Annotated in this window: 19 protein-coding genes; 6 read left to right on the forward strand and 13 right to left on the reverse strand. The window is 62.3% G+C overall.

Annotation, left to right across the window (positions count from 1 at the left end; genetic code table 11):
- Positions 1 to 140: 140 nt before the first annotated feature.
- Positions 141 to 2,192: a TonB-dependent receptor gene (locus tag BM186_RS06565; protein WP_074914015.1), complete on the reverse strand. Its 2,052-nt coding sequence runs from the start codon at positions 2,190 to 2,192 to the stop codon at positions 141 to 143.
- A 343-nt stretch (positions 2,193 to 2,535) separates the two neighbouring features.
- Here BM186_RS06565 and BM186_RS06570 point away from each other — a divergent pair, with 343 nt between their 5' ends.
- Complete coding sequence (locus BM186_RS06570) at positions 2,536 to 4,203, forward strand: sensor domain-containing diguanylate cyclase (RefSeq protein ID WP_074914017.1); 1,668 nt, start codon at positions 2,536 to 2,538, stop codon at positions 4,201 to 4,203.
- Between the two features lie 12 nt (positions 4,204 to 4,215).
- Here the strand turns inward: BM186_RS06570 and BM186_RS06575 are convergent, their stop codons facing one another.
- The 5 genes from BM186_RS06575 to BM186_RS06595 all read right to left on the reverse strand — a co-directional run bounded on the left by BM186_RS06575 (position 4,216) and on the right by BM186_RS06595 (position 7,573).
- Positions 4,216 to 4,776, reverse strand: coding sequence for a type 1 glutamine amidotransferase domain-containing protein (locus BM186_RS06575; protein ID WP_074914018.1), 561 nt, complete (start codon positions 4,774 to 4,776; stop codon positions 4,216 to 4,218).
- 147 nt (positions 4,777 to 4,923) lie between these two features.
- Positions 4,924 to 5,469: a hypothetical protein gene (locus BM186_RS06580; protein ID WP_074914020.1), complete on the reverse strand. Its 546-nt coding sequence runs from the start codon at positions 5,467 to 5,469 to the stop codon at positions 4,924 to 4,926.
- Positions 5,470 to 5,664: 195 nt separating this feature from the next.
- A complete protein-coding gene (locus BM186_RS06585; protein WP_074914021.1) occupies positions 5,665 to 5,961 on the reverse strand; it encodes a LasR-specific antiactivator QslA in 297 nt (98 codons plus the stop codon).
- Positions 5,954 to 6,196 (reverse strand): hypothetical protein, encoded by a 243-nt coding sequence (locus BM186_RS06590; RefSeq protein WP_074914023.1) that lies wholly within the window; start codon positions 6,194 to 6,196, stop codon positions 5,954 to 5,956. The genes BM186_RS06585 and BM186_RS06590 overlap by 8 nt, the downstream gene beginning before the upstream one ends.
- Positions 6,197 to 6,700: 504 nt before the next feature.
- Complete coding sequence (locus BM186_RS06595) at positions 6,701 to 7,573, reverse strand: LysR family transcriptional regulator (protein WP_074914024.1); 873 nt, start codon at positions 7,571 to 7,573, stop codon at positions 6,701 to 6,703.
- Positions 7,574 to 7,697: 124 nt separating this feature from the next.
- On the opposite strand from BM186_RS06595, the gene BM186_RS06600 reads away from it, so the two are divergent.
- Together BM186_RS06600 and BM186_RS06605 are read left to right on the forward strand one after the other, a co-directional pair.
- On the forward strand, positions 7,698 to 8,777 hold the full coding sequence (locus BM186_RS06600; RefSeq protein ID WP_074914026.1) for an alkene reductase: 1,080 nt from the start codon (positions 7,698 to 7,700) through the stop codon (positions 8,775 to 8,777).
- 11 nt (positions 8,778 to 8,788) lie between these two features.
- Complete coding sequence (locus BM186_RS06605) at positions 8,789 to 9,184, forward strand: hypothetical protein (RefSeq protein ID WP_074914028.1); 396 nt, start codon at positions 8,789 to 8,791, stop codon at positions 9,182 to 9,184.
- 246 nt (positions 9,185 to 9,430) lie between these two features.
- Here BM186_RS06605 and BM186_RS06610 read toward each other — a convergent pair whose 3' ends face one another.
- The 3 genes from BM186_RS06610 to BM186_RS06620 all read right to left on the reverse strand — a co-directional run bounded on the left by BM186_RS06610 (position 9,431) and on the right by BM186_RS06620 (position 12,929).
- The gene (locus tag BM186_RS06610; RefSeq protein ID WP_074914029.1) at positions 9,431 to 10,150 is read right to left on the reverse strand and encodes a PA1136 family autoinducer-binding transcriptional regulator; all 720 of its coding nucleotides are present in this window, start codon (positions 10,148 to 10,150) and stop codon (positions 9,431 to 9,433) included.
- Positions 10,147 to 11,025, reverse strand: coding sequence for a glyoxalase III HchA (gene hchA, locus BM186_RS06615; RefSeq protein WP_074914030.1), 879 nt, complete (start codon positions 11,023 to 11,025; stop codon positions 10,147 to 10,149). The genes BM186_RS06610 and hchA overlap by 4 nt, the downstream gene beginning before the upstream one ends.
- 842 nt (positions 11,026 to 11,867) lie before the next feature.
- Positions 11,868 to 12,929, reverse strand: a complete 1,062-nt coding sequence (locus BM186_RS06620) for an AI-2E family transporter (RefSeq protein ID WP_074914032.1) — start codon at positions 12,927 to 12,929, stop codon at positions 11,868 to 11,870.
- A gap of 155 nt (positions 12,930 to 13,084) precedes the next feature.
- On the opposite strand from BM186_RS06620, the gene BM186_RS06625 reads away from it, so the two are divergent.
- On the forward strand, positions 13,085 to 13,789 hold the full coding sequence (locus tag BM186_RS06625; RefSeq protein WP_074914033.1) for a class I SAM-dependent methyltransferase: 705 nt from the start codon (positions 13,085 to 13,087) through the stop codon (positions 13,787 to 13,789).
- Positions 13,790 to 13,795: 6 nt separating this feature from the next.
- On the opposite strand, the gene BM186_RS06630 is transcribed toward BM186_RS06625, so the two are convergent.
- Entirely contained in the window at positions 13,796 to 14,185 is a 390-nt protein-coding gene (locus BM186_RS06630; protein ID WP_074914035.1) for a GFA family protein, read from the reverse strand.
- A gap of 57 nt (positions 14,186 to 14,242) precedes the next feature.
- Positions 14,243 to 14,860, reverse strand: coding sequence for a LysE family translocator (locus BM186_RS06635; RefSeq protein WP_074914036.1), 618 nt, complete (start codon positions 14,858 to 14,860; stop codon positions 14,243 to 14,245).
- A gap of 64 nt (positions 14,861 to 14,924) precedes the next feature.
- Here BM186_RS06635 and BM186_RS06640 point away from each other — a divergent pair, with 64 nt between their 5' ends.
- Positions 14,925 to 15,839, forward strand: a complete 915-nt coding sequence (locus BM186_RS06640; RefSeq protein WP_074914038.1) for a LysR family transcriptional regulator — start codon at positions 14,925 to 14,927, stop codon at positions 15,837 to 15,839.
- Between the two features lie 7 nt (positions 15,840 to 15,846).
- Here the strand turns inward: BM186_RS06640 and BM186_RS06645 are convergent, their stop codons facing one another.
- Complete coding sequence (locus BM186_RS06645; protein WP_074914039.1) at positions 15,847 to 16,200, reverse strand: DUF7079 family protein; 354 nt, start codon at positions 16,198 to 16,200, stop codon at positions 15,847 to 15,849.
- Between the two features lie 215 nt (positions 16,201 to 16,415).
- Between BM186_RS06645 and BM186_RS06650 the strand changes: the two genes are divergently transcribed.
- Positions 16,416 to 18,119 (forward strand): amidase, encoded by a 1,704-nt coding sequence (locus tag BM186_RS06650; RefSeq protein WP_074914041.1) that lies wholly within the window; start codon positions 16,416 to 16,418, stop codon positions 18,117 to 18,119.
- Positions 18,120 to 18,616: 497 nt separating this feature from the next.
- Here BM186_RS06650 and gspD read toward each other — a convergent pair whose 3' ends face one another.
- On the reverse strand, positions 18,617 to 20,560 hold the full coding sequence (gene gspD / locus BM186_RS06655; RefSeq protein ID WP_074914043.1) for a type II secretion system secretin GspD: 1,944 nt from the start codon (positions 20,558 to 20,560) through the stop codon (positions 18,617 to 18,619).
- Positions 20,561 to 20,563 lie beyond the last annotated feature (3 nt).

Raw genomic sequence — 20,563 nt, forward strand, 5'->3', positions numbered from 1 at the left:
GCGCACCCTACGTTCGCTCGGCATTGGCACGATGTCGTGCGTTGTAGGAGCCCGCTTGCGGGCGATGGCTGACTGACGCGATCGCCGGCAAGCCGGCTCCTACAGGTCGAGTTGCGAGGTCTTTCCGCGCGGCTCAGGCGTTACAGCTTCATGTTCACTGACAGGTAGGCCGAGCGGCCTGGAGCAGGGGAGAACATCGGCTGGTCATCGCCGCCCCAGAAGAAGTTGTCGAACCATACGTACTCGTAATCGCGGTCGGTCAGGTTCTTCATCTGCAGGTCGAGGCTGGTGGTGGCCGATACCTGATAGCGCACGTTGGCATCGAGCACCGCGAAGCCGCCGTACTTGCCTTGCTGGTTCAGCTCGTCGATGTAGTAGTCGCCCTGGGCGCGGGCCGACAGGCCGAAGCGCCAGGCGTCGTTGAACTGGTAGTCGACCCCGGCATTGCTGATGTAGCGCGGTGTGGAGAACACCTCCTTGCCCGCCAGCGACTGTCCACCAGCGGTGAAGGCGCTGACCACCTTGGCTTCCTGGATGGCGTGCGAACCCCACACCGTCCACTGATCGTTCAGCTGTGCGGTGAGCTGCATGTCGATGCCACGACGCTTGGTTTCACCCAGGCCGACGGTGGTGCCGGTGCTGGGCATGTTGGCCACTTCGTCGGTGGCTTCCTGTTGCCACACGGCGATGCGCGCCTCCGAGCCGGCGAACGGCTTGAACTTCACCCCCACTTCCTTGCCGGTGTTGATCGACGGTTTGTACGAAGCCTGGCCGGCGGTCACGTAGGCCGGTGCGGTGGAGCCGGTGAGGATCTGGAAGGTACGGCCCCAGTTGGCGTAGACGTTGATGTCCGGGGTGATGCTGTACACCACGCTGAGCTTGGGCTGCTCGATCCAGCCGTAGTCCTGCAGCTCGGCCTTCTCGCCGTTCATCAGCTCGGTATTACCGGAGAACTTGTCGACGCGGTACGCCGGGATGATCTTGAGCTGCTCGATGGGCTGGATGATCGCCTGGGCATAGGCGCCGGTGTTGTACAGCGTGTAGCTGTCGTCGTTTTGCGTGCGTGCCGGCGGCGCGTCGAAATCGGTGGGGATGCCGAAGTTGTAGCGGTAGCGGCGGTATTCGTTGTTCTGTTGCTCGTAGTTGATGCCGCCGTCGAGGGTCAACATCTCGTGGGCGCGCCAGGTCAGGTTGCTCAGCACGCCGGTCTGGCGCTCTTCCCACTGGCGGCGCTGACGCGGGGCATTGCCGACCGGGTAGCTGGTGAAAGTCACGGTGCGGTCATCGTCGTAGCTGTTGTAGTACAGCTTGTTGCTCAGGCTCAGGTCGTCGCTGAGCTGGAAGTCGGCATGCGCGCTAAGGTGCTTCATGTCGCGGTCGTCGCCATCGTTGGCGTTCTTCTCCGGCGACTGCGAGCGGCTCGCGGCCAGCTCCTGCGCGGTGAGAAAACCCGGCTCCTCGGCCTGGTGGTGGTAGAGGCGGGCGATCACGCCGAGCTTCATGGTCTGCTCGTCATCGGTGACGAACCATTTGCCGCCCAGGGAATACTTGTTGGAGTTGCTGTGGTCGCGGAAACCGTCGGAATCCTGCTTGGCCAGAAAGTAGTTCTGCGCGAAGTTGCCTTCCTCGTGGCCGACGGCCAGCTGGAATTCGCGGGTATTGAAGCTGCCGTAGGTCAGGCGGCCATCGGTGTAGTTGCCGCCCTGACGGGTGGCGAAATTGATGTTGCCGCCGATGTTGTGCAGGCCGTAGCGCGGGTCGTTGGTGCCGCGCACCACCTCGATGTAGTCGATATCCAGCGGGAAGATCATGTCGATGAAGCGCTGGTTGCCGCTGTTGACGTTGCTCGGCACGCCGTCGATCAACGTCTTGATGCCATTGATGTAGCCCTCGCCATTGAACGCACGGAAGGTCACCTTGCCGGATTCGGCGCCCATGCGCGTCTCGGTCAGCTGGATGCCGGGCATCTGGCCCACCAGTTCCCAGCTGTTCATCACGTTCTTATTCTCGATCTTGTCGCTGCCCATGATGTCGACCGAGCTCAGGATGCTGTCGGTGCGTAGCGTGCCGCTGGCCTCGGGGGTGACGTATACCGAACCGAGCGAAACGGTGGAGTTGCCGGAGGAGGCGGCGTGAATCTGAGGCGTGACCAGGGCGGTCATGACGGCGAGGGAGGCCGAAGTGGCTTTCATGGGTATTCCTAGCGTTGCGTTTTCTAAGTGAGGGAGGGTGTAGCGTTGGTTTGCCGCGCGGGCTGGCGAGTCTCCTGGCGGCAGCGGGTTGTCCGGTCGGCCGGAACATATCGACGAATCATCTCCAATTCATATGTTATATCATAACAATTCTGATGCGCTCGACCAGTTCGAAATCAAGCCACGGGGGCCGCAAAGGCTCTGGCTAGAGGCGTCTGAGGTTGAGCTGTCGGCGCAACGGCCGATGCACAGTGGCCTGATCTGCACGAACGATTAGACGCCGGCCAGCTAATGGCGTATCAATATCAGGCGTCTTCCGCGTTTCTATCCAAACAGAATCACTATGCAGCCCCTGTGTTCGGTCAATGCGCCCAGCAGTGCCAATGATGAGCGGCTCGATGGCTTAGTGCGCCTGCTTGGCCGGTATTTCGACTCGGCCGCCGTGCTGGTTACTGGCGCCGGCTCTGCGCGCCGTATCTGGGCCAGCCCTGGTCTGAGCGATGTGGCGAAGATCATCGGCATCAGCGAAACCACGCCCACCACGCTCGTCTGGCCACTGCAGGCGCAAGCAGGTGCCCGGCTCGGCACGCTGTACCTGCATTTCGACCGGCCACGTACGCTCGATGCCAGGCAACAGGAGGCTCTGCAGGACTTCGCCACCCTGACCCTCGATTTACTGGCACGCGAGGCCGACGAAGCCCGGCAGCGTCATGAGATCGCCGCCCTGCGCGATAGTGAACGACGCATGGCACTGGCCATCGCTGGTAGTGGTACCGGCATCTGGGACCGCGACATCAGCAGCGGCGAGATTTACTACTCCAGCAGTTGGAAGGCGTTGCTCGGCTATGCCGACCATGAAATCGGCAATCGCATCGAAGAGAGCTATACCCGCGTACATCCAGCCGACCTCGACTACGTGCGCGCGACCATCCAGGCACACCTGGATCAGCGTACCGATGCCTATGAGGTGGAGCACCGTCTGCGTTGCCGTGACGGCCAGTACAAATGGGTGTGCAGCCGCGGCAAGGTGGTCGAGCGCGACAAGCATGGCAAACCGCTGCGAATGATCGGCACCACCACCGACATCACCGCCATGCGCCGCCTGTCCGAGCAGGTACAGCAGTCCGCTACCCTGATGACCGACCTGACCAATGAAATTCCCGGCATGGTCTTCCAGTTCCGCCGGCAGAGCGATGGCAAGTACGCCGTTACCTACGCCAGCGCCGGCGCGCAAGCCATCTGCGGCCTCAGCGCCATGCAACTGATGCAGGACGCTGAGGCGCTGACCGCCATCGTTCACCCGGATGACCGCGCGGCTTTCATCGACTCCTTCCAGCTATCGGCCGAGCAACTCACGCCTTGGCATCTGGAGTTCCGCGTGCAGGTGCCGGGGCGTGAAGTCGCCTGGTGCCAGGGTGAAGCCTGCCCGCGTCGCGAAGCAGACGGTAGCGTGATCTGGCATGGCTTCATGACTGACGTGACTGAACGCAAGCAGATCGAGGCCGAGCTGCAGGCCTTTGCCACCACCGACTTCCTCACCCAGCTCGCCAACCGCAGGCACTTCATGTGTCAGCTCGAGGCAGAACTGGCGCGCCTGCAACGCAGCCCTGAACAGAGTGCGGCGATCCTGATGTTCGACCTGGACTACTTCAAGACCATCAACGACCGTTGGGGCCACGATGTCGGCGACCAGGCGCTGCGCCATTTCGCGGGAATTCTAAGCAGCCAGCTGCGCAAGGCCGACACAGCCGGGCGACTGGGTGGCGAAGAGTTCGCCGTGGTGCTCAGCGATGCGAGTCTGGACAAGGCCATGCACTTCGCCACGCGCATCCAGAGCGAACTGGCCAGGGCGCCGATCCTGCATGCTGGGGAGCCGATCTTCCTCGCCGTCAGCGTCGGCATCTCATCGCTCAATGCCAGCGATGCCAGCGTCGAGGCCGCCCTGTCGCGCAGCGATATCGCCCTTTACTGCGCCAAGCGCGGCGGGCGAAATCGCATCGAGTATCACTGACGGCAGGCTGACTCAGGCCGCCAGCAACGCCTGGCTGATGGCCTCGTTGAACGCAGGAATATCGTCGGGGTTGCGCGAGGTGATCAGCGTCCAGTTCTGCCCTGGGCAAACTTGCACCTCGGCGTCTACCCAGCTCGCACCGGCGTTGGCCAGATCCAGGCGCACGCTGGCATACGACGTCAGCACCTTGCCCGGCACCACGCCAGCATCGATCAGCAGCCAGGGGCCATGGCAGATCGCCGCGACCGTCTTGCCGGCATCACGAAACTCCCGCACCAGGCGCTGCGCGTCATCATCCTGGCGCAGGTTGTCGGCGTTCACCGTACCGCCGGGGATCACCAGCAGATCGTAGTCCGCCGCGCCCACTCCCTTGAGCTGGGTGTCGGATTGCACGCTGACGTCCTTCTTGCTGTCCTTCAGCCAGGTTTCGGCCTCGCCGCCCTTGACGCTGGCGTGGGTGACGCTGGCGCCCTGATCCTTCAACGCCTGCATCGGCTTGAGCAGCTCGTCTCGCTCGATGCCCGTGTTGGCGGTGATGAACAGCACCTTCTTGCCTTGCAGATTCGAACTCATGATCGATACCTCCGCTGATGCGCCGCATGGGGCGCCGTGAATGGTCGCGTTGGCGAACGCGGCATGTATCAGGATTGAAAGGCGTAAGAAGCAGAAGTTCGACTTGATTGGCGGGCGATGGCTGCCATCAGGCCCGTCTCGGCCGGCTCACAGATTCGCCGAGGGCAACTGCAACCAGACCGAGAACACGCCCAGTACACTCCAGAAAACGATGAACAGCCAGGGCGAGCGCAGAAAGAACAACAACGATTTGTAGGTGCTCTCCCTGCTGGCCTCCTTCTCGCTGAACAGTGGTGAGTCGTCATAGGCATGGCCGAACTCGGGATCGCTGCGCAGCAGCTGCTCCTGCTTGTAGTGCCAGTGCTCGATGATCGTCGCGGAGGCCCTGATCCCCGGCCAGGCGTGTAGTGAACTGATGATGCCCAGCAGCGTGAACAGCGCCGGAACCACCAGAGTGAATAGTGCCCCCCAGTTTTCATTCAGGTTGGCCATGGACGATGCATAGGCGATCACCAGAAACGACTGCGCCGTCAGATACGAGTTGGTGCGCCCGGCCAGCAGGCTGGTTTCGTACTGAATTTCCCGCCGATAGAAATCGAGCCGCTCCTTCGGTGTGCCGAATATCAGCAACTCCGCCTGCTGCTCACTATGCAGATCGTGTAATTCGGAGGTAATGATTCGGGCGCGTTTCATGGGCTGTGCTCGACTGTCAGTTGGGCCTGCCCGGCAGACGAGCAGCCGCGTGGGGGGCTGACGAGTTAGACCGCGAGTCCTCCAGTCATTCACTGTTTTTATCGGGCCGGCATGCCACGCACGGGGGGCGTGACACCCCAGCCGCAGGCGCAAGCCGATGAGCACGCAGAGCCCGCCCACCAGCTTGCGGGACGCCTACAACTGCAACTCCGTACGCCTGGCCTGATGCTCACCACCTAGCGGCGAGCACAAGCGCTGATGGATGCGGCTAAGAAACCCCAGCTCGAAGGCGTGCCGCTGCGCACCGGGCGGGAACAGTTGGCGCTCCAGCAACAGATTCGCCCACAGCCAGCCGCTGTTGGAATCGTCCAGCCAGGCCTGCGCCTGCTGCACGCCATGGATGAAGCTCGCCTGGCTCTGCTCGTTCCAACCGAATTCGGCGCCGGGGTGGCCGTCGTGGGCGGGAAGGTGAGTGATATGCCGTTCAGCCATGGGCGTTACCTCCCTGCGCCTGGGCGATGGCCCGGCGATAGAGCACGGCCAACTCGCTCAGCAGCGCATTGGTGATGTTCGCCAACTCCGGCTCCGGCACCCGCCGCAACAGCTTGGCCAGCAACGCCGCCAGATACTCAGCCGCAGCCTGGTGCGGACACTCGTCGGCCACATGGCTATGTAAGGGATTGCGTGGTGTGGGGAAGGGGATAACGACGGATTCAGACCTGGCCATGCGACACCTCCAGAACGGAAGTCGACACGACAGCCGGCAGCCCAGGGCGGAGCCCTTGGGTAAAAGGGGGATAGTGCATTTTCCTTATGCTCCTTCGTGGATTTAAGGAGCCGCGTTCCATTCGCTACCACACGATATGGAGGCGGACCGTGCAAGGGTGGTAGACCGACCCACGAAGGACGCCGGCCAGGCCGAAGCCTGCCTCACACGGCCCGCCATAAATGCGCGAGAAAACAGCAGGCACAAAAAAAGCGCCTGCTCTCGACTATGGCGCTACCGCGCCTTCGTGTGAATCGGGCTACCACACCCGGTCACGGGATTGACCGTGACGGGCGGACTGTAGCGTGTGGGGAGGGAGCAGGGCAAGCTGTGAATCGGCAGCTATCTGCCCAAAGCGGTCATAAAACGGCTGCGAAACCAGGGGCGATTCAATAATCAAAGTCGGCGCACTGGTCTACGCTCGTTGTCCGGCATTCTTGCAGCAGCGCATGCGCTGGACGTACTTCACTCTCTGTTGAACTGCTCAGAGAGGAAGTCGATCAACACCCGCACCTTGGCCGGCACCAGTCGGGTCTCGGTAATCGCGTAAACCGGCAGGGCCTCTGCCCGCCAGCCGGGCAATACGTGCTGCAATCGGCCTTGGGCAAGATCCTCGCCGATCATCTCGTCCACCAGCATAGCGATGCCCTGACCGAGCAAGGCCAAGCGACGTAGCATGCCGATGTTGTTCAGCAGGTAGCGTCCCTGGATCGGCAGGCTCACTTTCTGCTCTGCAGCGTGCAGGATCCAGGGCGCATCCAGCATGCGTAGGCACTGATGTTGCAGTAATTCTGCTGGGCTGCTCGGTACACCATGGCGGGCCAGATAACTTGGGCTGGCAAAGAGGTTGCGCTGCAGGGTACCAAGGGGGCGGGCAACCAACTGCGAGTCGGGTAAGGCGCCGATACGGATCACGAGATCAACCGGGTCACGGATCAGATCCAGACGCTTTGGTGTGAGATCCAGATCGAACTGGATCTGCGGGTAGCGTTCGGCAAACTCGGCCAATAGCGGTGCCAGGTAGACCACACCGAAGTCGATGGGCATGGACAGACGGATCAGGCCGCTGGGATTGTCTACCAGATCAGAGATCTCTTCATGGGCCAGGCGGGCTTCGTCGACGATGCGCCGACAGCGCTCATAGTAAAGGCGACCGCCTTCTGTGAGTTCGATACGCCGTGTGGTGCGGTTGAGCAGGCGCAGACCGATACGTCGCTCCAGTTCTGCAATTCGCCGCGAGACCGTGGAGTTGGGCAAGCCAACTGCCTCGGCGGCGCCGCGAAAGCTGTTGGCCTTGATCACTTCAACGAACAGGGCCATGTCATTGAGCAGCTTCATATAGAACTCCATTGCTCCACTGGTGGAGCAATCATTCCTGATTTTGTGACTTTATCCTATACATGCTGGGCCGGATGATCTGTTCACGCCTGATATCCCTCTGCGTGAACTTGGAGACTTCCCCATGACCGCTCAATTGCTTAGCCCGGCTCGTCTGCATGATCTTGATCTGCGCAACCATATGGTGATGGCGCCGATGACGCGCTCAAGGGCCGACGCTGCCGGGGTGCCGCGGGCATCCACGGCCATCTACTACGCCCAGCGTGCCAGTGCCGGACTGATCATCAGTGAGGCGATCAATATCTCGGCAGACGCCGTCGGAAGTCCGCTCACCCCCGGCCTCTTCAGCGATAAGCAAATTGCCGCCTGGCAACAGATAACGGCGGCGGTGCATGAGGCAGGTGGCAAGATCTTTGCGCAGCTCTGGCATACCGGCAGAGTCGGTCATTCCAGTGTGCGTGGTGGTTTGTTACCCGTGGCTCCGTCTGCTGTTGCGATCCAGGGCCAGCAGCATTTCACCTTGGAAGGTATGAAGGATTACGAGGTACCGCGCGCACTGACCCTCAGCGAAATCCAGGCCGTCATCGGTGACTACCGTCGAGCCGCTGAAAACGCCAGGCGTGCGGGTTTTGACGGTGTTGAGTTGCACGCCGCATTCGGCTATCTGCCGAACCAGTTTCTTGTGGACTCGGCCAATCTGCGCACGGACGAGTACGGCGGAAGCATCGCTAAGCGCAGCCGATTCGTGCTGGAGGTGATGCAGGCGCTGATCGAAGTTTGGGGCTCAGCTCGCGTGGGGATCAAGCTGTCGCCGGTGATTCCTTTCAACAGCATGATCGACAGCGATCCGCTGGCTCTCTACAGCTACCTGCTGGGCGAATTGAACAAGCTGCAGCCTGGCTATGTGCACTTAATGCGCGCGCTGTTTCCGCTGGACAACTTCCCGCACTGGCCGCGTGACGTACTGGCAACTTTCGGTCCGCAAATTAACAGCCCATTGATTGCCAACGGTGGCTATGACGCAGCGAGCGGTGAGGCGGCTCTCAAGGCTGGCGAGGCCGCACTGGTGTCGTTCGGCACTCCGTTCGTGGCCAATCCCGACCTGCCGGAGCGCTTTGCACGTGGCGCCGAATTGGCTCAAGCCGACCGCGCCACACTGTATGGCGGTGAGGATGCGGGCTTCATTGACTATCCAAGCCTGTGAAGGAGGCCATCATGACTCGCCCATTACTTGGTAAAACCCTGCTTGGTTTCGCTATCGTCGCTACCGTGGCGATAGTGGCCATCGCCGATGTGTTCAATGCCACCCATCTGTTCAATCCGGATTGGCCAGGGCATGCGCGGTTTCATATCGGCATGCAGTTCACCACGCTGGTTCTGGTCAGTCTGTTTTCTCTGGCCGCACTGAAGCGTGGTCAGGTATGGGCGGCGGCATTGGCGCCAGGCAGTTTCTGGCCGGGTCTGTTCGTGGCTTACCTGATTCCCGGTACAGATGTATATGCCAGCCAGGCGTTGCGTGAGATCGGAGTGCCGATCAATCTGCTGTTAGCGGCAGTCCTACTGGGCATCACTGCATTTGGCGTTCTACTGCAGTCCCCCAAAGAAAAATGATCATCGGCCCCAAACTGGACGATCATTTTTGCAAAGACGCTTATGACTGACCCTTGCTTTACGGCGAGCACTAACTGATTAACTCAGCCGCGTGGTGCTCGAGGCTCCAACTTTTTGAATTACCACTGTTTTTGGAGTTTTTGACTGACTACATTTGGCCGATAGCACCCAGTGACGACGGGCTGCTATCGGCCAGAAGCGGACAGTCAACCCAGTAAATGGATTTGTACCCTTTCCGCTCTGCCTCTAACCATCCAGATCACCGTTTCGCATAGCAATGGTGATGGCCTGGGCTGTCGTTGCAACGCCAAGACGGCGGCGCGCCGAGCGCAAATGGTTTTCCACCGTACGTTCCGACAGACCGAGCGTTGCGGCGATATCTGCCTGACGCTTTCCTGCAGCAGTCCACGCCAGGACTTCGCGCTCACGCTCGGAAAGTTTTCTGTACACGTCGCCCACTGGTGCCTCTAGCAACCGGCGAGCGGAGAAGAACGCCGCCGTGGCCACGATGCTCAGCGCCAGGCGAACCCGGAGGGTCGCATCCACCCGCTCCCCACCAAGGCTCATGGCGCCTTCAAGCCCCAGTGGACCGAATACGGGTATTTGCAATCCATGAACGCCGGGGCCCACCGGAGTACGAACCACCCGGTAAAGTTCGCCACCGTTGCCCTTCATTTTGCTCCAGTAAAAAGACTCACGGGTCTCCAGGATATGGCGAGTTACCGGACAGCGTCGGACATAAGTATCAGCGTCGACCGTATGCTCGTCGCCGAACCAGTCTCCCTCTACCCAGTAGATGCGTTCGACCACTTCGTCGCGTGCCGATGTGGCGGAAAACAGGACGAAGCGGTCGTAACCATGGGGCGTGGCAAAGGTGCGAACCGTCTCCTGGATCACCGAAAGCGCCTGGGCACTTTCGATCCCAAGGACGGCGCGAAATGCCGCCTCGGCCACTCCCTGAATCACCCCGCCGCCACCTCTTTCAGCAGCGCGGCGGCCGCCAGTTTGCCCAGGGCGTTGCCCGCGAGCGGGCTGTCGCCCGTCAGCAGCTTCCGGTCCTGGTGGGTTGCCCCCGAGATATCCTTGTTAAGGATCTCCAGGCCTAACGCCTTCAGTTCTTCACCGAATTTCCAGGTCAGATGGCCGGGCATGTAGCCGATGTCAGGCGTCTTCGCGTCCAGGTCATCGGGAAACGCGCAGATCTTATAACCGCTGAAAATACAGGTGTCTCGACCTTCGCCAATGCCTGCTGCGAGCAGAGCTGCGGGGCCATGACAAAGAGAAATCACGAACTTGTCGTTGGCCACAGCCCACTGAAGAACCTTCTTCACGTCTTCGCTCTCGGGCAGACCGATCAAGGCCCCGTGCCCGCCTGGAATAAACACGCCGATATAGTCGGAGTCTTCACCCAGCTTCTGCTCGATCACATCGGCCAGCTTGAGAGGGGTCTTGAACTGATCGCGATACTTGGCGTATTGCCCGTTTACCTCGGCGTCTTCGGAGGGCATGGCCCATAACTCGAATTTGACCGGGTTGCCGGACAGGGTCGCGATGTCGAAGGCAAAACCGGCCTTATCCAGGTGGTACATGGGCAACAGTGTTTCTACGGGGTGGTTTCCCGTCGAAAACATGGTGCCGTTGTCCGTCAGCAAGTAGCGCTCATCGGCCCCGATCATCAGGACCTTCCAACGCCCGCCGCGATAGGGGTTCGGATAGTCGGCATCACTGAGGTCAGATTTGGGTGAGGTGAACTGGCTGAGCGAGTAAGGCGAAGGGAAAAAGGCATTGTCCTCTGCCGGGTCGGGGGTCGGGCGCTTGTCGTCAGTCTGTATGGTAGTCATGGGGTTTTCTCCGTCTCTCGGGTCGATTACTGAGAGCAATGCTAGGAAGGTGTCACGCCACAGGGCAATGAGGGATTTCCCTCAACGAACTACGCCAAGCACGCGAAGCTAACGCCAATCTGAGTTCCGATCAGTGAGTCTAGTCGAGCAGGAATTCCATCATCCGATCTCAGACTAACGATCATTTCAGCTCTGGCGCGCGGAGGCCCACCATGGTGTGGACCATGGGAGCGACCATCCCAAAGCTTATGGGTCGTTATCTGTCGGTCATGGTCACGCGGTGTGATGGTCAGATCCTGTGCAAAAGCTTGGTCAAGCCGAATGCAATCAGGTGGTCAAGTAACTGCAATTGCGCATTTGAAAAGCGAGTGGACATTTCAAGCACTGCGAATTGCATGATTAGGCTGCCTGAATCGCCCTTGCTTCATCGGCACCCTAAATCCTCCCAAAATCCCAAAAGGGACAGATTTATTTATTGAGGATCACCGTCCGCTTCTGGCCGAAAGTAGTCTGATCACGACACAGTCTTCATAGCTCCAGTTCACGTGGAATACAGCTCAGCCTCAACATCACTCGCTGGCGAGCCGCGCACAAATCATCGGTGCTGCGGCATACAGGCAGGAGTAGTGAGAAAGCCCCTCCATCCGCTCGACGCGCGCGTTGCTTGGGAGGCGCTCAGCCAGATACGCCGACATACCGAAAGGCGACCAATTGTCCGCCGTGCCATACCACAGGCAGATATTCACTTCGCTGGCGAAGGCGTGGGAAGACCAGGGCTGGAAGTTAGGGCGAACTGCCGCATTGCCTTGTGAATTCGAGCGCCTGTGTGAGTCTCGCTTGGCTTACTGCGGCAACCTGACCTTCTTCTTCGCCCCGAACAGGTTCCAGCTGGCCACGAACAGCGCCGCCACCAGTGGGCCGATCACGAAGCCGTTGAGGCCCAGCAGGGCCAGGCCGCCGAGGGTGGAGATGAGGATCAGGTAGTCGGGCATACGGGTGTCCTTGCCGACCAGGATGGGGCGCAGGATATTGTCCACCAGGCCGATCACCAGCACGCCGAAGGCGGTGAGGATGATGCCTTGCACCAGGCTACCGCTGAGCATCAGGTAAATGGCCACAGGCGCCCAGATGATGCCAGCGCCGGCGGCCGGTAGCAGTGACAGAAAGGCCATCAGCACGCCCCACAGCAGCGGGCTGTAGATGCCCAGCGCCCAGAAGATGAAGCCACCGAGTGCGCCCTGTGCGGCGGCGACTACCACGTTGCCTTTTACCGTGGCGCGCACCACGCGGGTGAACTTGATCTGCAAACGCCGTTTGGTGGTGTCGGCCAGCGGGATGGCGGTGCGAATTCTATGCACTAGATCCTTGCCGTCACGCAGCAGGAAGAACAGCAGGTAGAGCATCACGAAAAAGCCGATGAAGAACTCGAAGGTACCCTGGCCGATGGCGAATACCTTGGTGGCCAGGTATTGGCTGCCGGCCATGGCGCCGTTGGAGATCTGTTCGCGCAGGCCGTCGAGGTTGTTCATGCCGACACGGTCGAGCTGTTCCTGTATCGATGGCGGCAGCATCTGGATAAAGCTGGTGACGTAGGCGCCGGTATCCAGCTCGCCCGACTCGAGCTTCTGGTACAGGGCGGTGCCTTCGGCCACCACAGCGGAGGTGATGAAGATCACCGGCAGAATCGCCACCAACAGGCAGATGATCAGCGTCAGCAGGGCAGTAAGGTTGCCTCTGCCGCCAGTGCGCCGCAGCAAACGCTCCTGCAGCGGTGCGAACACCACAGCCAGGACCATGGCCCAGAACACAGCGCCGTAGAACGGCAGCAGTATCCAGAAGAAGGCGATGGTCACCAGAACGAGCAGGAGGATGAAGGCTTTCTGTTCGAAGGTCGGGCTCTGCATATCGGGATCGCTGGGAAGGGACATGTCAGTTAGTCCCCCGATGCTCTGGCAAAGTGCCGACAAAGTTGGACCGGACTTGTAGCCGCGCGGCGGGGGGATTGACAGCTCTGGGATACTGGTAGGCGTGAGGACGATCATTCGACGGAGGCATGGCCATGCGTGACGAGGAAATCAAGGCGCTGTTCGACCAGCAGGCGGCGGGCTACGACAAGCAATGGGCGGGGATGGCGCCGATTCGTGAGGCGCTGTATTTGCTGCTCGATGCGCTGTTCATCGACCTGCCGGCCGACGCGCGGATACTCTGCGTGGGCGCCGGCACGGGGGCGGAAATCGAGCACCTGGCCGAGCGCTTTCCGGGCTGGCGCTTCACCGCGCTCGACCCGTCCGGGGCGATGCTCGAGCTGTGCCGTCAGCGCGCGGAGCACGGCGGCTTTGCCCAGCGCTGCGACTTTTACCAGGGCTATCTGGATACGCTGGCGCCTGAGGCGGCCTACGACGGCGCTACCTGTTTTCTGGTGTCGCAGTTTCTGCTCGAACCCGCGGTGCGTACCGCGTTCTTCGGCCAGATCGCGCAGCGCCTGAAACCCGGCGGGCTGCTGGCCAGTGTCGACTTGGCGGCGGATATCCAGTCGCCGGCGTATGAGGTATTGCTGCCTGGCTGGATGACGCTGATGGCTGCGGCCGGGGTCGATGCGCAGATGCTGGAGCGCGCGCGGGCAGCCTACGCCCGTGATGTGGCGGTGCTACCGGCGCAGCAGGTGGCTGGCATCATCCAGGCTGCCGGTTTCGATGCGCCGGTGCAGTTCTTCCAGGCCGGGCTGATGCACGGCTGGGTAAGCCGGCGAGAAGCCGATGCTTGAATGGTTCTACTCGTGGCGTGCGCTGCTGTCGCGGTCGCGTGGGTAGTGGCGGTAAAAGGGCAAGGGCGGTAGCCAGGCTTCGCGGCGGATGGTCCAGAGTTCGTAGGTGGGGGTGAACTGGTTCGGTTCGTCCAGCGAGCCGACGTTCACCTCGACCTCATCCCCAGAGCGTGCGAACACCGGCGAGCCGCAGCGCGGGCAGAAGTGGCGGCCTGCGTACTGGCCGGTTTCACCCTCTACCTTCACCGCGTCCTGCGGAAAGATTGCCGAGGTGTGAAAGAGGGCGCCGTGGTGCTTGCGGCAGTCCATGCAGTGGCAGACGCCGACCCGATAAGGCTGGCCGCTGGTTTCGAAACGCACCTGGCCGCAGAGGCAGCCGCCGGTGAGTCGATCCATGTTGCTGTCCTCCAGTGTTTGGGCGTGTACCTGCCACCATAGCAAAGGCGCGCTGGGTTAAGGGCGCTGACTGGCCAGCGCCAGCAGCGTGCCGAAACCGATCAGCAGACCGCCAAACATGCGGTCGATCCAGCGCCTGGCGGCCAGCAGCCTGTCGCGCACCGGGCCGGCGGAAAAGCACAGCGCGACCACGGCGAACCAGCCGACATGCGCGACGGTGATGAAGGCACCGTAGCCCAGTTGCGTCGCAAGGCCCGTGCTCGGCTGCACCACCTGCATGAACAGGCTGACGATGAACACCGCCGTCTTGGGATTGAGCGCGTTGGTCAGCAGACCGGTGCGCAGGGCTGCGCCATCTGCTGCAGGCTTTTGCGCATCGCTGTGCGTTGCGCTGTCGGGTTTGCTCAGCAGCATTTTCACGCCGAGATAGATCAGGTAGGCCGCGCCCGCCATCTTGAGCGCGTTGAACAGCCCGGTCGACTGCTGCAACAGCAGGCCGACACCGAGCAGGGTGTAGCCGACGTGGATCAGTACGCCCAAGCCGATGCCCAGCGCCGTGAGCACGCCGGCGCGGCGCGAGAGCAGCAGGCTGTTGCGGCTGACCAGGGCGAAATCCGCCCCGGGGCTGATGACGGCAAGTAGGGTGATGGTGATTACAGCTATCCATTCGGTCATGGCTTATTCTGCTGATGGTTGGAGTTGAGCCAATTATTCCGATGGCGTTTGGCGATGAATAACGATGAGTTCTGACATTGATGGTGAGCTGATTTCACAGTTAGCGGATGCGCGCCTGCCTTCGTTATTGGCGTTGCGCTGTTTCGAGGCAGCGGCGCGCTGGGAGAACTTCAGTCGCGCTGCCCAGGAGCTGCACCTGACCCATGGCGCAGTCAGCCGCGCGGTACGTCTGCTGGAGGATGACCTGGGGGTGGCGCTGTTCGAGCGGCGTAGCCGCCGTGTGTATCTCAACGAGGCTGGGCGCAAGCTGGCGCGTGCGGTGGGCGATGGGCTGGGGCTGATGCGCCAGGCCACGCGCGAGCTACGGGCCAGTGCCAGGCAGACGCGGCCATTAGTGGTGTCCTGCGAGCCGACGCTGTTGATGCGCTGGTTGATCCCGCGCTGGAGTACGTTTCAGGTGCGCCAGCCGGGGCAGGAGATTCATCTGCTGGCGGGCGGTGGGCCTTTCACCTTCGAGGCAGGCATCGACCTGGCCATCCGTCGCGATGACTTTCCCAGACCTGCCGGTTATCACGCCGAAGCGCTTTTCATCGAGCGGGTAGGGCCGGTTTGCCGAGCAGACAAGGTCGAGCAATGGTTTGATGCCCAGGGCCTGCGCCCGGATGCGTTGCCTTTGCATACGCGCACGCGGCTGAATGCCTGGACGGAGTGGGCCAATGTCGCCGGCAGCGCGCTGCCGCAAGGGCCGGCGCAGACCTTCGAGCATTTCTATTTCAGCCTGCAGGCCGCGGTGGCAGGTCTGGGCGTGGCCATCGGGCCGTGGCATCTGGTACGCGATGACATCGACAGTGGCTTGTTGGTTGCGCCGCTTGGCTTCGTCGAGGACGGCTCGCGCTACTGCTTGTTCTCACCCGCTGCGCCGGAGCCCGAAAACCTGCACGCCGAGTTGTTGGCCTGGCTGCGGGAGATGGGACGCTAGCCGGGTTTCAGAGGCGATCCAGTTCTTGCTCAAGCTTCGCCCATTCCGGTTTCAGGGCACGCCGCAGGTAGGCGATGAAGAGTCGGTCGCGCAGGCGGCGCAGGGTGGAACTCCGTCGCGCCGCCTGGGCTTGCTCGATGGTTGCGCTGAGCCAGGCGCTGTCGAAGCCTGTCCAGATCGGTGGGATGGGCGCGAGCAGGTTGGAGTAGCACGCGGGAGCGACGTCCTGGTAGAAGGCGGCTTGTACTGTGGCACGGTCGAAACCTGCCACCTGACGGGCGATGTATCCGTAGTCGACTTCGTTGTCGATGAATACGTCCGACAGCGCCGACCACAGATGGATGCGTTCTTCGCGGGTCATAAGCCACGTCTGCTCAATGCTGCGTAATCAGTGGCGAGACTGTAATGGCTGGCGCGCATCCTGGCCATTGGCGCGGGCTGCTGCGAAGGCTTGGTGGGATGTATCATCGGGCACATATTTGCATGGCTGAATCTGCCCGTGAGCGTCGGCCGTGCACGCGCTGTTTTCGTATCCGTGGCCGTAGACGCGGCCCGCCATCTGCGAGTGATGACACCATGATCGAGGTAACCGAAGTTTCCATTGCCGAGCTGCGCGCCGCGCTGGAGTCCGGCCGCACCACGGCGGTCGAGCTGGTCAAGGCCTATCTGGCGCGTATCGACGCCTACGACGGCGCGGATACGCCGACCCGGCTCAACGCGGTGGTGGTGCGCAACCCCGACGCGCTGAAGGAGGCCGAGGCGTCCGATGCGCGCCGCGCCCGTGGCGAGACGCTCGGCCCGCTCGATGGCATTCCCTACACCGCCAAGGACAGCTACCTGGTCAAGGGCCTGACGGCGGCCTCCGGCAGCCCGGCGTTCAAGGACCTGGTGGCGCAGCGTGATGCCTTCACCGTCGAGCGCCTGCGCGCGGCCGGCGCCATCTGTCTGGGCAAGACCAACATGCCGCCGATGGCCAATGGCGGCATGCAGCGCGGTGTCTATGGCCGCGCCGAAAGCCCGTATAACGCCGATTACCTGACGGCGCCGTTCGCCTCGGGCTCGTCCAACGGTGCCGGCACCGCCACTGCTGCCAGCTTCGCCGCCTTTGGCCTGGCCGAGGAAACCTGGTCCAGCGGGCGTGGCCCGGCTTCGAACAACGGTCTGTGCGCCTACACGCCGTCACGCGGGGTGATCTCGGTGCGTGGTAACTGGCCGCTGACGCCGACCATGGACGTGGTGGTGCCCTATGCCCGGACCATGGCCGATCTGCTGGAAGTGCTCGATGTGGTGGTGGCCGACGATGCCGACAGCCGTGGCGACCTGTGGCGTTTGCAGCCCTGGGTGCCGATACCGAAAGCCTCCGAAGTACGTCCCGCGTCCTACCTGGCGCTGGCGGCCAAGGCCGATACGCTCAAGGGCAAGCGCCTGGGCGTGCCGAAGATGTTCATCAACAAGGACGAAGCCGCTGGCACCAGCGAGAACCCGGGCATCGGCGGGCCGACTGGCCAGCGCATTCACACCCGGCCGACGGTGATCACCCTGTGGGAAGCGGCGCGCCAGACGCTGGAAGCGGCCGGCGCCGAGGTGGTGGAAGTGGACTTCCCCTTGGTGTCCAACTGCGAGGGTGATCGCCCCGGTGCGCCGACCGTGTTCAATCGCGGCATCGTCACGCCGGAGTTCCTGCACGACGAGTTGTGGGAGCTGAGCGGCTGGGCCTTCGACGATTTCCTGCGCGCCAATGGTGATCCGCAGCTCAATCGCCTGGCCGACGTCGATGGCCCACAGATCTTCCCCCACGACCCCGGCACGCTGCCGAACCGTGAGGGCGATCTGGCGGCGGGCATGGACGAGTACGTCAACATGGCCAAGCGTGGGATCAAATCCTGGGACCAGATCGTCACGCTGCCTGACGGCCTGCGCGGCCTGGAGCACACCCGCAAGATCGACCTGGAAGACTGGATGGATCAACTGGGCCTGGATGCGGTGCTGTTCCCCACCGTGGCCGATGTCGGCCCGGCCGATGCCGACGTGAACCCGGCATCCGCCGATATCGCCTGGAGCAACGGTGTGTGGGTGGCCAATGGCAACCTGGCGATTCGTCATCTGGGTGTGCCGACCGTCATCGTACCGATGGGCGTGATGGCTGACATCGGCATGCCGGTGGGCCTGACCTTCGCCGGCCGTGCTTATGATGACTCGTCATTGCTGCAGCTGGCGGCGGCCTATGAGTCGACCGGCTCCAAGCGCCTGATCCCGCCGCGTACGCCGGCGCTGGGGTGATTGGAAGTCAGCTGATCGTGCTGTGTCGTGTGTAGGAGCGAGCGAACTGCTTTTCGCGAGCAGAGCTCGCTCCTACAAAGGCACATCGATTCAGCCCTCTCCCCCGGCCCCTCTCCCGTAAACGGGAGAGGGGAGACAGGCGCGCTACAACTCTGTGGGAGGGGCTTTAGCCGCGACTGCTGTAGAGCTTGTCGCCGCTAAAGCGCTTCCCACGGTTTGTGGCGCTCCACAATTCAGCACGTAGGGCGGGTGCAGCCCGCCATCGCCATTGCGGCGGGTTTCACCCGCCCTACGATGTATCGGTCATCTGTGATTGAAGATGGGAGGCAAGTCGCGCTGGCTCGGTGGGAGGGGCTTTAGCCGCGACTGCCGTAGCGCCTGTCTCCGCTAAAGCGCCTCCCACGGCTTGTGGCGCTCTACAATTCAGCACGTAGGGCGGGTGCAACCCGCCATTGCCATTCTGGCGGATTGCACCCCTCACGAGTGACGCCCTATCGTTACTGCCGCAAATCCACCGCCGGTGCGCCTTGGCCGTCGAACAGCTGGCTGGGGGTGCTGGGCAGGATGCTGGGGCGGCCGTTGTCCGGGCCGCCGTTGCCGATGATGCGAATATCGCTGTACTTCTTGCCCGACAGTGCAGCCAGGCCGGCGCCATCGCGGACGATGGTCGGCCGCAGGAAGACCATCAGGTTGCGTTTGATATGGGATTCGCGGGTGGAGCGGAACAGCCCGCCGAGCAAAGGAATGTCGCCCAGCAGTGGCACCTTGGAGATGGCCTGGGTGACGTCGTCCTGAATCAGCCCGCCAAGCACGATCACCTGACCGTCGTCGGCGAGGATGGTGCTCTTGATCGAGCGCTTGTTGGTCACCAGGTCGACCGCCTGGGCGTTTAGCCCGGTGCTGGGGGCGATGGAGGAGATTTCCTGCTCGATCTCCAGGCGCAGGGTGGCGCCTTCGTTGATGCTTGGCGTGACCTTGAGGGTCACGCCGATGTCCTGGCGTTCGATGGTGGTGAAGGGGTTGCCGGCGCCGGAGGCGTCGGTGGTGTAGGTACCGGTCTGGAAGGGCACGTTCTGCCCGACGAGGATTTCCGCTTTCTGGTTGTCCAGGGTCAGCAGGCTCGGCGTGGACAGCAGGTTGCTCTTGCTGTTGGCAGAGAGTGCGGTGATCAGTGCGCCGAAACGATCACTGCCGATGCCGATGATGGCGCCGTCGGGCAGCGTGAGGTCTTCCGGTATTTCGTCACTTTGCAGGATCTGCAGCACGCTGCCCACCGACAGGCCGGTGCCGGCGAAGTTGACCCCGCCCAGGCCGCCCCTGCCGCCACGAGCATCCACGGCCCACTGCACGCCGAGGGCGTCGGTGATGTCGCCGGAGACCTCGACGATGGCCGCTTCGACCATCACCTGGGCGCGCGGTACGTCGAGCTGACGCACGATATCTTCGAGGGTGGCGACCAGATCGGGCTCGGCCAGTAGCACCAGGGCGTTGAGACTCTCGTCGGCGCGGATGAGGATATTCGACTGTCTGCCGGTGGTTTCGCTGCCTTCCTGGTTCTTCAGGCCTTCGGAGATGTCGCCGAGGGTTTCGGCCAGGGACTTGGCATCGTTGTGGCGCAGGCGGATCACTCGCGTATTGGCCGAGCGGCTGGTGGGGCTGTCCAGCGAGCGGGCAAGGTCGGCCAGTTTGGCGCGGGCGTCCGGCGGGCCGAGCAGAATCAGGCGGTTGGTGCGGGCGTCGGCCACCACCTGGGTGGCGCTGGTGCCCTTGGCCTGGCCGCGGGCGATGGCGGTATTGAGCACTTCGGCGGCGTCCATCACCCAGGCGTGCTGCAGGGTCACCACGCTGAAGTCCTGCGCGCCGCTGCGGTCGAGCTGGCGCATCAGGTCTTCGATGCGTTCGATGTTGGCGCTGCGGTCGCTGATGATCAGCGCGTTGGACGAGGTGACGGCAGCCAGGTGGCCATATTGCGGTACCAGCGGACGAATCAGCGGGATCAACTCGGCCACTGGCGCGTGCTGCACCTGGATCAGGCGGGTTTCCAGGCGATCCGGCGCCGGACGGCTGGCATCGGCTTCGGCCTTGGCCTCGGCGTTGGGCACGATGCGCGCCTGATCGCCCTGGGTCAGCACGCTGAAACCGTGGGTGGCCATCACCGAGAGAAACAGTTGATAGACCTCGGACAGCCCCAACGGCGTGCTGGAGATCACGTTGACCTGGCCTTTCACACGCGGGTCGACGACGAAGGTCTGCCCGGTGATGGCGGCGACCTGATCGATGAACTCGCGGATGTCGGCGCCCTTGAGGTTGATGGTCCAGCTTTCTTCCTGCTGATTGGCGCTGGCCGGCACCTGCTCGATCTGCGCGAGCAAGGGCAAAGGGGCAGCGGCCAGGCCGGCGGCGAGGAGGGCGAGGGTCAGTCTGCTTCGGAGAACATGCATCGG

It is taken from the genome of Ectopseudomonas toyotomiensis (assembly GCF_900115695.1).
Taxonomy (GTDB): domain Bacteria; phylum Pseudomonadota; class Gammaproteobacteria; order Pseudomonadales; family Pseudomonadaceae; genus Aquipseudomonas; species Aquipseudomonas toyotomiensis.

What these genes read in the sequence shown, in the direction of transcription:
- BM186_RS06595 (WP_074914024.1), bottom strand. Translation starts at nt 7,573, where the DNA reads ATGAAGCTGCTCAATGACATGGCCCTGTTCGTTGAAGTGATCAAGGCC.
- BM186_RS06625 (WP_074914033.1), top strand. Translation starts at nt 13,085, where the DNA reads ATGCGTGACGAGGAAATCAAGGCGCTGTTCGACCAGCAGGCGGCGGGC.
- BM186_RS06580 (WP_074914020.1), bottom strand. Translation starts at nt 5,469, where the DNA reads ATGAAACGCGCCCGAATCATTACCTCCGAATTACACGATCTGCATAGT.
- BM186_RS06630 (WP_074914035.1), bottom strand. Translation starts at nt 14,185, where the DNA reads ATGGATCGACTCACCGGCGGCTGCCTCTGCGGCCAGGTGCGTTTCGAA.
- hchA (WP_074914030.1), bottom strand. Translation starts at nt 11,025, where the DNA reads ATGACTACCATACAGACTGACGACAAGCGCCCGACCCCCGACCCGGCA.
- BM186_RS06565 (WP_074914015.1), bottom strand. Translation starts at nt 2,192, where the DNA reads ATGAAAGCCACTTCGGCCTCCCTCGCCGTCATGACCGCCCTGGTCACG.
- BM186_RS06575 (WP_074914018.1), bottom strand. Translation starts at nt 4,776, where the DNA reads ATGAGTTCGAATCTGCAAGGCAAGAAGGTGCTGTTCATCACCGCCAAC.
- BM186_RS06650 (WP_074914041.1), top strand. Translation starts at nt 16,416, where the DNA reads ATGATCGAGGTAACCGAAGTTTCCATTGCCGAGCTGCGCGCCGCGCTG.
- BM186_RS06640 (WP_074914038.1), top strand. Translation starts at nt 14,925, where the DNA reads ATGAGTTCTGACATTGATGGTGAGCTGATTTCACAGTTAGCGGATGCG.
- BM186_RS06590 (WP_074914023.1), bottom strand. Translation starts at nt 6,196, where the DNA reads ATGGCCAGGTCTGAATCCGTCGTTATCCCCTTCCCCACACCACGCAAT.
- BM186_RS06600 (WP_074914026.1), top strand. Translation starts at nt 7,698, where the DNA reads ATGACCGCTCAATTGCTTAGCCCGGCTCGTCTGCATGATCTTGATCTG.
- BM186_RS06570 (WP_074914017.1), top strand. Translation starts at nt 2,536, where the DNA reads ATGCAGCCCCTGTGTTCGGTCAATGCGCCCAGCAGTGCCAATGATGAG.
- gspD (WP_074914043.1), bottom strand. Translation starts at nt 20,560, where the DNA reads ATGCATGTTCTCCGAAGCAGACTGACCCTCGCCCTCCTCGCCGCCGGC.
- BM186_RS06635 (WP_074914036.1), bottom strand. Translation starts at nt 14,860, where the DNA reads ATGACCGAATGGATAGCTGTAATCACCATCACCCTACTTGCCGTCATC.
- BM186_RS06620 (WP_074914032.1), bottom strand. Translation starts at nt 12,929, where the DNA reads ATGCAGAGCCCGACCTTCGAACAGAAAGCCTTCATCCTCCTGCTCGTT.
- BM186_RS06585 (WP_074914021.1), bottom strand. Translation starts at nt 5,961, where the DNA reads ATGGCTGAACGGCATATCACTCACCTTCCCGCCCACGACGGCCACCCC.
- BM186_RS06605 (WP_074914028.1), top strand. Translation starts at nt 8,789, where the DNA reads ATGACTCGCCCATTACTTGGTAAAACCCTGCTTGGTTTCGCTATCGTC.
- BM186_RS06645 (WP_074914039.1), bottom strand. Translation starts at nt 16,200, where the DNA reads ATGACCCGCGAAGAACGCATCCATCTGTGGTCGGCGCTGTCGGACGTA.